The following is a 12,178-nucleotide window of genomic DNA, read 5'->3' on the forward strand; positions in this document are numbered from 1 at the left end:
CGTAAAAGGAATTTTCATAAGGGACGGGCATGTGAATGAGTGCGGAAAAACAGCCATGGAAAGCACTTTCCATGGCCTTTTAGATATCAAGAGGGCCGCAGCAGTTTGAAGAAGGGACTCCATTATTTAAACTTTCCTGCTTCTAGAGATCCTTCTGCCAAAACTTCAACTATGATCCTCAATCACCGTAATTTTCCCATCCTTAAGCTCAAACACCGATTTCCCTTTTAGCTGCAGCGTTTCGCCGCTTTTTAACCCGTTAGGCAGATCGACGGCCAGCTTTCCTTCGTAATCAATCTGGATTTCTACTTTATCATCATTCATGCGATAATCCGTAATGGTCTGACGCCGACTGGAGAACATCTCGGTGGATTGTTCGGCTAGTTGTTTAAATTCTTCTTTTCCTTTCGTCTCCGTGTTCAGCTCGCCATTGGCAAAATTTCTGAAGACGATGTCTTCGTGCAGAAGGTTGAGCATCCCTTCGACATCCAATGAATTGTAGGCATTCAAGTACGCTTCAATGATTGCTTTAGTCTGTTCGCTATTCATGGGCTTCCTCCTTTCCGGATTTTTAGTGTTACAGTTACAATAAACACGGTTTAATGTAGTCTGATGTTAACTCCTTCAACATGTTTAACGCATCATTTTGCGACTTAAATACATTCCCCCATGAAGGAAAAGGAACCATGAAGATGTGCAGCGTTTTATGATCCAATGGTACGACGGCTTTGAATGCTTCCAAGGCCCCGCCCCTCCGGGTGCGCATATCGGCAGTATTAAATCGCATAGGCTCGAAGATTTCAGGCCCGAACATGATTTCCAGCGCTTGTTTTTTATAACTTTTGGCATTGGCTCCGCCGAGACATAAAATGATGTTTGCCTTTGAGGCGATAAACAGCGATTTTAGAATCTTGCTTCTTTGAACCATGTCATCATGAAAATGGCTGAACAATGGTTGTATGTATTTACTCGGTTTATAGGGTTTGGTTGGATGATTAAACGCGTCCAGATAAGGATTCTTTTTCAAGGATGCAGCTATGTTTCCATATTCGTTCGGGTCCCAGACGGACTCATTTTCTCTAGGAAGCGGCCTCCAGTCGGCCAATGCCGTTTGAATACCGTCTCGGGGTTTGTATAAGTCGTCGACGACAAAGCCTTTAATGGTTTCCCAAACGTCCGGGTTTTCTGTACCGCTTTGGTACCAATTTGTGGTGTTGCCCCGGTTCTCCAAATCCAAGCAAATCCGGGCCACGGCCGGGTTAAAAGCACCCCTAGCAAATCCCTTTTCTTGAACGGTCTCGTGATTCAGGAGGTATTTCTCTACTTTGCTTGCGCCGCCTTTTGAACTGGGTTCATAAAAGCCGTGCTTCCAATCCGTTCCGTGGATGCAATATTTGCGTTCCTCGTTAGGATCATCTTTTCCGTAAAGATTGACACGCGCTTTGACATTGGCCTCCACGCTGTACCCGCCCGTGCCTTCTTCATTTCCGAATACAATGATGTCTGCATCCGGGAAGTTCCCGCATCCCACATAAGAAAGCAGAATATCGTACTCCGGTTTAGATAACTTCCATTGGCTCATTGTATACCTCCTAATAGATGGCATGTACAAGAATCCACCAAATCATAGCATAGAAGTTTCTTCCGGCCTATCCTTGTAAACGTAAAAAACGAGTATTTTTTTAGGATGATTCATTCCCGTGCTTTTTCGGCAAAACCCGCATTCGCATCAGCTATGGCCGGATGTATTATTGACTGATGTGTGCACAGCCTATGAGGTAGGGCCGATCCCAAAAGACTGCGTCAATCGCAGCCTTCCAGGCCAGCCCTATTTAAAAATGACTTACGTTATATTCACCGCTCCAACTCAGAAAAAGACGGAACCCCCGGCACAAAACGCGGCTTTAACAGCTCCGTGCCCGCTGCGGCCGCTATGGATGCCACGCAAAGGAGCAATCCGGCGGCTGCCGCCATCGGCAGCGCGGTCCACTCGAAAACGGTGCGGCCTGCGACGGTCTGGATGGCTACGGCGGCGACGGCCGCGATCCAGGCGGCGCTGCCTACATGGAGAAGCATGCGCGCGCGCCGGGCTTCGGCGCTGGAACGCTCCAGCAGCCAGCCGAGCAGCGGCAGCACCTGCAGCGCATGGAAGCCAAGGCCATGCAGGACGATGATATTTCCAGCCGAGCCCGTAAAGCGCCCGTTCAGGGCGATCATCCACAAGCCGGCTGCAAAGCTGAGCGTCACCGACAAAAAGGCATAGCGGATGCCGAGGATCAGCAGCGGCCGTTTAGCCATTAGGCTGCGGCGGAAGAAGGAAACGGCGACGACGATCGTCACGATAATGAGAATGATGGATGCAAGGCCAAACGCTGCCCCGGCGATCGTATCGATGATGGAACCGGATTGCGAGAACCGCGGATTCACGCCCCGAAAATGCTGGATTGTCTCCACGCCGTAGGCATAGATCGTGATCGGAACATACACCCATCGGATAGCCGTCCGCGATCTTGCCTTAAAGCCGGACAGCGGCAGCAGGATGGCGATCGACAGCAAAAATATTCCAATCGCCGCATCGAACGAAAAGGCGCTGGCGATGTCGCCCTCCGGCGGCACAACCGATCCGAACATGCTCATATATAGACCGATGCCCGCGGCAAGCACAAACCCCACAAAACCAAGCCAAGCCAGCAGCCTTTCCTCCGCAAATAAGCGTCCGGCGCCCCGTAAAGCCACACGAATGAGTCCATTGTTTTCCATTAACCTTCATACCTCCTGATTTTTTTATTTATTAGTCAATAAAAATAATGCCTACAAAAAAGGCAGCCTGTAACTGCCTTGTTGTAATCCCGTTTTTGAACCAGGACGCCCACTTACGTTGGATCAATCTTGAAGCGTATCGTCCTTCATGCCCTGAAGTTCGTCGCGATAACAATCTTTGAAGCTAAGCATCTGAGGCAAATCCAGCACTTCCGCCACCGTAATCAAAAAGCCCATGCTCATAAACTGGCTTGCCGCGACTTCAGGCTCCGGCAAACCGGCTGTGGTAAACTTCTTTATTATCCAATTAAAAATAGTGGAGAACCGTTCACGCATATGCTCGCGGATCGCCGGTTCGGCGATCGTATACGATTGCATGACGAGCAGCGTTTCAGCACGGTAGGTGTGCATCAGGTTTTCGAATGCAATCCCCATCGTTTCCATCAGCTGATCGGCGGGAGCTTCTACCTGTGAAAAGGCATCGGCGATCCGGCCGACGGCCCGGTCGACGACGGCGATGAACAACTCTTCCTTGCTGCTGAAAAAATGAAACACGTACGGCTGCGTAACGCCAGCTTCCTTGGCTACCCGCGCCGTCGTCGTTTTGTAATACCCGAGTTCGGCGAATATGTCGACAGCTTTGTCTAAAATTTGTTCTTTGCGATCTTGCCGGACGACCATCTTTGTTGCCCCTTTATTTATTGGTAAATAAATAATATCTTCGATTTTCCCGGATGTCAATGATTTCTATTGTTCGTTTTTTATTTGACCCGCAGATCAAGTGATCCATGGATGCTTTGGGTGGACCCGCCATCGAAAAAGAACAAGGCCGACCCGGAAGGGGAAATTTCCCTTCAAGTCAGCCCTGTTTTGATTGCTCTTTTTATTATCCAAGAGACTTGTTTGAACCGACTCCCAAATTTAAAAGCCTCGTTTCTTAAGATGACTTCCCGCTAGGCAGCACCTTATTGAGCACAATCGCCGCAATCGACGCGGCCAAAATCGGCGAGCCCAACAGATATTGCACAAACGTAGGCAAAGAATGTAGGAAATCTTGCGGAATCATCACCAGAGCCAGGGTGAGGATCATCGGGATGGCGATGATGTACATTTCTTTTTCGGCGATTTTGACGTTTTTCATGACCTGAATGCCATTGATGGCAATGATGCCGCAGACGATGGTGAAAACGCCCCCGATGACGGCCGTTGGGATCGAAGAGATCAAGGCGGCCAGTTTGCCCGAGCAGCCAAAGATGACGAACCATACGCCAACCGCCAGGAAAACGCGACGGCTCGCAATGCCCGTGATGGAAATGATGCCGGCATTGGTGGAATAACCCGTCACCGGCGTCGAACCGAGCAAAGAGGCGATCAGGCAGCTGATGCCTTCCCCGATCACGCCCCGGTTGAGGTTTTTGTCCGTTAACGGTTTGTCGATGACGTTGCTGACGGCAAACCAAGTGCCTGTCGTTTCGGCCAGCAGAACGAAATAGATAATGACCATGGTGATGATCGCCGAGAAGTTAAAAGAGAATCCGAAATCGGCAAAAGGGAGCTGCGGCATGCTGAACCATTTGGCGTTGCTCACCGCGGAAAAGTCCAACACGCCCATCACATTCGCCGAAATGCATCCGACGATTAACGCCACCATGACCGAAATGATGCGGAAGATGGAACCTTTGTTGCGGAACAAGGAACCCAGGATGACGAAAAGAATGAGCACGGCGCCCGAAATAAGGGCAAGCAGCACGTTTTGGTTGATCGTCGCGTCCTTGGCACCGTAGATATTATCCCGGATCGCCACCGGCAACAAAGAAAGGCCGACAATAAAAATGATCGTGCCGCCGACGATCGGCGGAATAAACGTTTTGACGATTTTGTTGAAAATGCCGGTAAAGCCCAAAACGATCACTAAAACCGCGCCAACAAAGCCGGCGCCTAACACGGAATTCCAGCCCAATTGCCCGCCGCCGCTGGCGGCATAGATGCTGACGATCGCGCCAAGCGGAACATACGAAGGACCTTGGGCGACAGGCAGCTTCATGCAAAAATACGTTTGTACGATCGTGGCCAGCCCGGCCGCAATAAAGGTCGCTTGGATCAAAGCGCTGGATTGGCCGGAAGATAAACCGATCAACATCGCGATAAGAAAAGGCACGACATAGACGTCCATGGCGACGACGTGCTGCAAACCGAGGATGATCGATTTGCCGACCGAAATTTTTTCGTCGGGTGAAACGGTTAGCTGTGGAGCGTGATGTTGCGTATCTGCTTGTGTTTTCACTCAGGAGCGCACCTCGAATTTTTTGGATTGGTTCCCGCACATCGCGGTTTGTCTTGTCTTTAGCAGAAAAAACGTCAATCAGAGCACGGGCTCTATGTTTACCGCGAATGCACTTTTTCGCCTTGTACCCAGACTTCGCGGATATTTTCCGGCCGGGTCAGGTACATGATTTTTTGAAAAATGTCATGCAAATCTTCGTTTTCGTTAAAAATCGGCAGTTTGGCGGATGGCAGCTTGGTATCGATGATCTGCACGTCCCAGGCGTAGTTTTCTTGAATGCGGCCGATCGGCAGACTTAAGCTTTCACCGCCGCCGACCGTCGCCAGATAAAACGCCTCGTCCACCGTAATGCGCGATCCCGGTACGCCCCGATTGTTGGCAGAAAGGGCGGGGTTCACGCCATCTTCCAGCATTCTGGAAGACATGACGGCTTGTCTGACGTTATCGAACAGGCTCGGCGAAAAACCTCCCGAAATGTCGGTCCCAAGGCCGATCTCCACGCCTTTCGCGTGGAAATGGGCGACAGGAATGACGCTGTTGGCAAAATAGGCGTTGGATATCGGGCAGTGGGCAATCGCCGTTCCCGTTTCGGCAAACAAATCGGCGTCATCGTCGCTCAGAAAATTACAGTGGGCCATGACGGACTTGTCGCGCAGCAGCCCAAAATCATGCAGGGCAAAAGCATCGTTTTTCTGGAACCGGTCTTGCACGTAACCGTGGGCCCAGTCGCTTTCGCTGCAGTGGGATTGCACGTATGCGTCGTATTTTTTCGCCAGCTCCCCCAAACCTTGTAACGCCTCATCTGTGCAGCTTGGAATAAACCTTGGCGTCACGACGGGGAAAACGCCTTGTTTGGTCGTTTTGGACAACTCTTTGACGGCGAGAATAAATTCCTCCGTGTCGGCCAATGCCGTTTGGGTGTCGGCGTCGCGATAGGTTTCCGGATTTTGCTCCGGATCGTCCATGACGACTTTCCCGACGAGTCCGCGTTGGCCTTTGTCGGCGCAAATCTGGGCCAGCAATAAACTGGCTTCTTTATGAACGGTGGCAAAATAAAGGGCGGTCGTCGTGCCGTTGGCGAGCAGGGTACCGACCAAATCGTCGTAGACCTGCTGCGCAAAATCGATATCCGAAAACTTGGATTCCAGCGGGAAGGTGTAGGTGTTGAGCCAATCGTAGAGCGGAATGTCCAATGCCGTTCCGGATTGGGCCCATTGCGGCGCGTGAACATGCAAATCGACGAAGCCGGGCAGTATGTACTGGCCTTCGGCGAGCTGATGGAAGTTGTCTTTTCCTTCATATGCATCCAACAAAAGTTGATAATCGGCATCCGCCGGCGCTACGACCTTTTCAATCATGCCGTCCGGATTGACGCAGAACAGATGGTCTTTTAAGATTTCGATTTCTTTGGAGGATTTGCTAGAAAATGCCGTCCCTCGAAACAATTGCATATATTTATCCATATTTACCGCCTCAATGTTCGTATTTAGGTGATATGGTTGTTATTATATGCGTTTGAAAATGATAAGTCCATAGCAAAATACGAATGTTAATTTTACGGCATGCGACGATCGTCACCTTCTATTTGAAGGCGCTCAACATTGATTTGCCGATCCAAATTTTTTCTAATGGATGACATGATTTTTTTTGCAATATCCCTTTACAGGTATATTCCGAATATGGTATATTCTAAATAGAAAATAATTCCTTAAAAGGAGGTGAGGAGTCGCAATGAATGAAGAAGTAGCCTGAACGGAAATGTTAAAGATCCGTGAAGGCGATTCGCCGGATTACGTTCTTTTAGGTCAATGGCTTGAAAAGGCATCCAGTTCGCTCTAGTGACTGATCGGAGGGGATGACATGGACATTACAACTTTGAGCGCACTAGCGGATCCCACTCGATTACAGATCGTCGAATTGCTTCGTGAAGGCTCGCTTACAGTAGGGGAAATCGCAGACAGGCTTCATATTCGGCAGCCACAGGTGTCGAAACATTTAAAAGTATTGAATGAATCTCATATCGTCGAGGTGCGTCCAGAGGCCAATCGCCGTTTCTATAAATTACGTCCCGAGCCTCTTCAGGAGATGGAGAGTTGGTTGAAGACGTTCCACAGCTTGTGGGAAGACCGTTTGGATCGGTTGGATGATTATTTGCAGGAACTTCAGAAGGATCATTTGAATTAAGAAATCAAGGAGGAGTTAGCATGGCGAAAAATCAGGTTGAAAACAATGAATTGTTACTGACCCGTGTCTTTGACGCTCCACGTGAACTTGTATTCAAGGTATGGACGGATCCGGAGCACTTCTGCAAATGGTGGGGACCGAAAGGATTTTCGTTAAACGTCAGCAAGATGGATGTACGCCCGGGAGGATTATTTCTGGGCAGCCAGACATCTCCCGAGGGGCATGTCATGTGGGGCAAATTCGTGTATCAAGAAGTGAATGCACCGGAAAAACTGGTATATGTCCAATCTTTCTCGGACGAGGAAGGCAACACGGTTCGGGCGCCTTTTAACCCGAATTGGCCGCTTGAAATTATCAACATCCTGACGCTTACGGAGGAAAATGGGAAAACCGCCCTCACGCTGCGCGGCGGTCCGGTTAACGCAACCGAAGAAGAGCGCGCGGCATTTAGTGGCATGGCACCTATGCTGGAGCAAGGCTTTGGCGGGACATTCGATCAACTTGCCGATTACCTGGCCAGCCAGCAATAATATATTATTACATCGGAAAACACCCGTAGCGGTAGCTCCGAGTTCATTGGCACCGGCACCTTTGGTTGCCTGAGTTTCGAAACGAAGAGAAGAGCAGGTGTGTTGCGGCCTGGAGGCTGCATGCAGCTGCTCTTCTTTTTTTGTCCGGCGGTTGATGCGTGGGCTTCTGGTACGGCTGCAGGCGAACAAATCAGAGATGGTATAGCATAAAGGTTTCCATCATGCAGGCGGGAAAACAGCTTCAAGATTCCGTTCAAGTAGTACCCCCAACCGAGCCGCCATGTAGGAAGGAGGGTGAGGTTTTCCATTCTTGAACCACCATTCCACTACCCCTACGATAGCCGCTCCTAAAAATTGAAAATCAACATCCTCACCGTCAGTTAATTCTTGATTACTCCCTTCGGGCGTGTCATTCTCTTTTTTCTTTAACTCTTGGAGGAAAAACTCAAGAAATCGATTGCGGAAAAAAGGACTTCCTTTACTCGCTAGCAATGCCGAGAAGAATAAAGAATGACTTTCGAAATACTCGAACCATATCAACCCCATATCCATATAATCGGCGTCATCGTCTGTTGAATTACAGAGTTCCCGCATCTCGTCAATATGTTCTTCAATGAGCTTATCCAGAAGATCAAATTTATCCATGTAGTGAAGATAGATGGTTCTTCGGCTGACATCTGCCCGGTCGGAAATATCTTGTACCGTAATCTGGTCAAAATTTTTTTCAATCATCAGTTCAATCACAGCCATTTTTATTGCTTCCTGGGATTTGCGTATCCTTCGATCCACCTTTGACACTTGAGAAACACCAGCTTTCCTGAAAATAAATACACAATGATAAAGGATTTGTGAACTAATGCACGGAACCTGCCTTTTTAACAATTGTGGACTTTCTATTTCCGTTTACAATTATACATAGTTGCTTCTTAATATACTAATGTGCATTATATGTGCATATAAAGGGGATAGATTTGATCATGGTCACCAATCGAAGGGGAACATTCCAATGAAAATTGCGATTATCGGAGCAACAGGGGGAACGGGAAGGAAAGTGATGGAGCGGGCACTCGAATTGGGACATGAGGTTGTAGCCGTGGCTCGCCGACCGGAAGCCATTCCCCCCGCTGATCGGCTCAGCACCCGGCAGGGGGATGTACTCGACGCATCGAGTTTAGCCAAAGCTATTGCCGGTACTGATGTGGTCATCAGTTGCATCGGTCCAACAAAAACCTTCCCGCCGGGTACCTTCATGTCGAAGGGAATCCCGAATATGCTTGCGGCCAACTTCTCGCCGGGTACCGTCGTGTCGGAGGGAACTTCGAATATCCTTGCGGCCTGCCAGCGTACAGGAGTTAAGCGCCTAGTCATGCAGAGCGGCATTGGTCTGAGCGACGGGAAAGAACTTTCTACAGTCCATCGGTGGGCAATGCGCATTCACCAGCGCATCTTCTCGAAGGCGGTCAAGGACAAAGCCATTGCCGAGCGTGCGGTGCAACGGAGCGACCTGGATTGGGTTATTGTACGACCGGCAGGACTTCGTGACGGTTCTGCCACTTTGAAGTATATTGCAGGTCCATCAGCCCGCATCACTCCATTCCTGCCGATTACCTTCTCGGACTGTGCCGACAGCCTCGTACGGGCGGCGACAATTGAGCCAACCTGGGTCAGGAAGATCGTTAATGTTGGACGATAACTTCATCTTTTCCATTACATATTTTTGCATATATTTGCGGGTGGTATCAGCGACGCTGGTACTTCCCCATGTAGTGGTGGCTACGATAATTACAGACAATGGAGTGGTATCTTTGGATATCGTGAGAACCTCTCTATTCATTTAATGTTTGAATAAACTCCAAAATATGTTTTCTTACCTGTTCCGACTCGGCTTTTGTTAGTTTCTTCGGTTCTCCCGGTTGACCTTTTTTCATCGCAGGAGCAAGAATGGTTATTGGCTTATTCATCTTCTTTTTGTTTTCTTTTGGTTTTTCAAGTCCGGGGGTAAGCAGATTCTTTTCGAGTTCTGAATAAACGATTATACTTTCTATAAATTTACCATCCATATCGAAGTAATCTTCTAATATAGACAATCTAGTTCTTTCTAAATGATTTGATTTTTCAAAATAAGTTATAGAATTAACCTTTTTATACCCGGTTTTCACATATAGCCCCTCATGATTAGGAGTATCAGTAAAAACCTCTACGGAGAAAACTTCAACCGTTTCATGGACTTCTTTATTTGAACAACCCACTGTAACGATTGTCAGAATAAAACACAAAACCGCCATATATTTTTTCGTGTTTATTACCGTTCTCTCCCTCCTTGGAAGTGCCTACGGCGTATCTGAAAACGACATCCTAATTCTGCAATTAAGTTGGTTTTCTTTTGAGTGATATGTAAATTAATACTATTCCTAGTATTGCCGAGATCACTGCTATAGTAATAGGCATGGTTCCTATTTCCATTAGAGCAGTCTTGAAAATACCGTAGTCAGAGCTCCACCCTATACCTTCTTTTACCAAAACTTGGGAGTAAATAGCTGCAGAAATTAAATCGGAACCATAGATTATGGCACTGAACAACAAAAGGGTCAAACCAACGTATAATTTCTTCATTAATCGATCCCCCCCTAAATATTTCAATATATTGAATTATACCCCCGATTGTTGTCGTTCTTTTTGGCCTTAAACAGCGGTTGTTTTTGAAAGGCAACAAGAAAGGAGCTTTGAATCCGGAAAGGCTGATTTGAAAAGAAAACGGTGTTCTAGGATTTTTTGTTTGATTTTTTTTCGAAATAATCCCAAATATAATACACGACCCAAAATACTAACATGACAAGTACTGCAAGCGGTCTTAGTGTTTGGGGTAAAGTAAAAGCCAGTATGACTGCAATGACCAAAAATGGAAGGACAAGTATCCAATATTTTTTATCACGGTACATAAAATGATCCTCCTTATAAATTCACCTTAGGGGCTATTGTTTACTTTAAGTGTTTAAAGCCCTGCTGATGCAGTTGCTAATTTAACCGACAACAAGCCTGACAGGGGTACACTGTTCCTAGTGGTGATTGCAACATAGAATGTACCAGTTGACCAAGCTTTATTTCCAGGTACGGCCAATTGACCATGGGCAGGTACTGTAAACATCATTTTCTCTTGACCCGTAAGACTTTCTTTAGTGACTCGGACTATCATTTCTTCATTGGTATCATTTTTAACCCATACCTTGACCCATCCGTAGCCGGTGTCGATTAAAAAAGCTGGTTTTACGCCATCTCTAAGTTGAGTGTTATATATCGGGTTTTTAGTATCATATGGTGTAATTGCAGGTGGTGTAATTTCGCTCTTGTTTTGAGCGGTGACGCTTGGAGTAAGGCTTGGTACATGAGAAACTACATTGTCAGCAAATGCAGACACTCCGATCACCAATAGAGTAGCAGTCATTGCTGCAGTTGTTGCAAATACTACTAATCGTTTCATATTAGAAACAATCCTCTCTGTTAAAAAAGTAGATCGTAAGTATTTTTTTTAATTCAACCCCACAAGATACGATTTATTTGTTAGAGATTTCTAAACATTTTTTTTATTGAATAACATGTTTTTTCAAAAGATCAGCTCATTTTCTAAACAAAGATTCTATTACCGTTCCTCATTAAATTTGGGGCTCTTATATAATAAACAACAGAAAAGGGAGAAAGTAATATCCAAATGGTAGGATTATTCAAAACAATGAGGTGGCATTCGGAATCGCGATGCGGCGAAACGTAGCAGAGGGGGTGGCATTTTGAAAGGTAACGAGAAAGGAGCTTTTAATTCGGAAGGCTGTCCCCGGCATAAAGGAACTACTCAACACGCTCCGACATAACCCCGTACGGAATGTATTACAGGTGTTGGTTGATTTTTATCAGCAATTCTTTGAGCGTTTGCATCTCCGCTTCTGTCAGAGGTTGAACAATATCGTCCTCCACTTTTTGAAAGGATTCATGAAAGTCTTCAATTATTCCTATGCCTTTCGGCAGAACATAAATATTTTTTTGCCGTTCATTATTCGCCGGAATTTTACGCTCGATAAATCCTCTTTTTTCAAGGCCCTGCAGCATACTTGTTATGCTGGCGCCGCGCAGATGGAACCGATCGGCCAGATCCTTTTGAATTAATGCTTTATCCTGATTCTCATAAATATAGCTGATTATTTTGCCTTGATGAGCATTTAACCCCAGCTCTTTAATGCTTTCATCTGCTCTTTTCTTTAACTTAAGGCCAATAACCTGAAACATATCCAAAAAAGGTGTATCCTTACCGTTCATTTGTAGATCCTCCTACATCCAACGATTAGGTTTCTAACCGTTCATAAAACTAACTATACAAAGAGCCCGCTAGCCTGTCAATGCGCGTGTACGCGGCCAATGATGCAATGAAGTT

At 46.9% G+C, this 12,178-nt stretch carries 15 protein-coding genes; 3 read left to right on the top strand and 12 right to left on the bottom strand.

From position 1 onward, the window contains the following. Window positions 1–165: 165 nt before the first annotated feature. The 6 genes from RJP21_RS18870 to guaD all read right to left on the bottom strand — a co-directional run bounded on the left by RJP21_RS18870 (window position 166) and on the right by guaD (window position 6,507). Window positions 166–549 carry a nuclear transport factor 2 family protein gene (locus RJP21_RS18870; protein WP_310860683.1) on the bottom strand — a complete coding sequence of 128 codons (384 nt, stop codon included), beginning with the start codon at window positions 547–549 and terminating at the stop codon, window positions 166–168. Window positions 550–583: 34 nt separating this feature from the next. Further along, on the bottom strand, window positions 584–1,582 hold the full coding sequence (locus RJP21_RS18875; protein WP_310860684.1) for a hypothetical protein: 999 nt from the start codon (window positions 1,580–1,582) through the stop codon (window positions 584–586). A gap of 272 nt (window positions 1,583–1,854) precedes the next feature. Beyond that, window positions 1,855–2,760 (bottom strand): hypothetical protein, encoded by a 906-nt coding sequence (locus tag RJP21_RS18880; RefSeq protein ID WP_310860685.1) that lies wholly within the window; start codon window positions 2,758–2,760, stop codon window positions 1,855–1,857. 123 nt (window positions 2,761–2,883) lie between these two features. Then, window positions 2,884–3,441 carry a TetR/AcrR family transcriptional regulator gene (locus RJP21_RS18885; protein ID WP_310860686.1) on the bottom strand — a complete coding sequence of 186 codons (558 nt, stop codon included), beginning with the start codon at window positions 3,439–3,441 and terminating at the stop codon, window positions 2,884–2,886. 256 nt (window positions 3,442–3,697) lie between these two features. Then, window positions 3,698–5,044 (bottom strand): uracil-xanthine permease family protein, encoded by a 1,347-nt coding sequence (locus tag RJP21_RS18890; RefSeq protein ID WP_310860687.1) that lies wholly within the window; start codon window positions 5,042–5,044, stop codon window positions 3,698–3,700. Window positions 5,045–5,142: 98 nt separating this feature from the next. After that, complete coding sequence (gene guaD / locus RJP21_RS18895; RefSeq protein ID WP_310860688.1) at window positions 5,143–6,507, bottom strand: guanine deaminase; 1,365 nt, start codon at window positions 6,505–6,507, stop codon at window positions 5,143–5,145. A gap of 397 nt (window positions 6,508–6,904) precedes the next feature. Between guaD and RJP21_RS18900 the strand changes: the two genes are divergently transcribed. After that, complete coding sequence (locus tag RJP21_RS18900; RefSeq protein WP_310860689.1) at window positions 6,905–7,228, top strand: ArsR/SmtB family transcription factor; 324 nt, start codon at window positions 6,905–6,907, stop codon at window positions 7,226–7,228. Between the two features lie 20 nt (window positions 7,229–7,248). Next, window positions 7,249–7,758, top strand: coding sequence for an SRPBCC family protein (locus RJP21_RS18905; RefSeq protein ID WP_310860690.1), 510 nt, complete (start codon window positions 7,249–7,251; stop codon window positions 7,756–7,758). 219 nt (window positions 7,759–7,977) lie between these two features. Here the strand turns inward: RJP21_RS18905 and RJP21_RS18910 are convergent, their stop codons facing one another. Next, the gene (locus RJP21_RS18910) at window positions 7,978–8,556 is read right to left on the bottom strand and encodes a TetR/AcrR family transcriptional regulator (RefSeq protein WP_310860691.1); all 579 of its coding nucleotides are present in this window, start codon (window positions 8,554–8,556) and stop codon (window positions 7,978–7,980) included. Window positions 8,557–8,764: 208 nt separating this feature from the next. Here RJP21_RS18910 and RJP21_RS18915 point away from each other — a divergent pair, with 208 nt between their 5' ends. After that, the gene (locus RJP21_RS18915) at window positions 8,765–9,451 is read left to right on the top strand and encodes an NAD(P)-dependent oxidoreductase (RefSeq protein WP_310860692.1); all 687 of its coding nucleotides are present in this window, start codon (window positions 8,765–8,767) and stop codon (window positions 9,449–9,451) included. A gap of 133 nt (window positions 9,452–9,584) precedes the next feature. On the opposite strand, the gene RJP21_RS18920 is transcribed toward RJP21_RS18915, so the two are convergent. The 5 genes from RJP21_RS18920 to RJP21_RS18940 all read right to left on the bottom strand — a co-directional run bounded on the left by RJP21_RS18920 (window position 9,585) and on the right by RJP21_RS18940 (window position 12,063). Beyond that, on the bottom strand, window positions 9,585–10,043 hold the full coding sequence (locus RJP21_RS18920) for a hypothetical protein (protein WP_310860693.1): 459 nt from the start codon (window positions 10,041–10,043) through the stop codon (window positions 9,585–9,587). 82 nt (window positions 10,044–10,125) lie between these two features. Further along, the gene (locus RJP21_RS18925; protein WP_310860694.1) at window positions 10,126–10,371 is read right to left on the bottom strand and encodes a phosphatase; all 246 of its coding nucleotides are present in this window, start codon (window positions 10,369–10,371) and stop codon (window positions 10,126–10,128) included. Between the two features lie 149 nt (window positions 10,372–10,520). Beyond that, a complete protein-coding gene (locus RJP21_RS18930) occupies window positions 10,521–10,697 on the bottom strand; it encodes a hypothetical protein (RefSeq protein WP_310860695.1) in 177 nt (58 codons plus the stop codon). Window positions 10,698–10,750: 53 nt separating this feature from the next. Further along, window positions 10,751–11,236, bottom strand: a complete 486-nt coding sequence (locus RJP21_RS18935; protein ID WP_310860696.1) for a hypothetical protein — start codon at window positions 11,234–11,236, stop codon at window positions 10,751–10,753. 401 nt (window positions 11,237–11,637) lie between these two features. Next, the gene (locus tag RJP21_RS18940; protein WP_310860697.1) at window positions 11,638–12,063 is read right to left on the bottom strand and encodes a MarR family winged helix-turn-helix transcriptional regulator; all 426 of its coding nucleotides are present in this window, start codon (window positions 12,061–12,063) and stop codon (window positions 11,638–11,640) included. Between the last annotated feature and the right edge of the window lie 115 nt (window positions 12,064–12,178).

The sequence above is a fragment of the Paenibacillus sp. VCA1 genome, assembly GCF_031583795.1.
GTDB classification, from domain to species: domain Bacteria; phylum Bacillota; class Bacilli; order Paenibacillales; family Paenibacillaceae; genus Paenibacillus_AQ; species Paenibacillus_AQ albilobatus.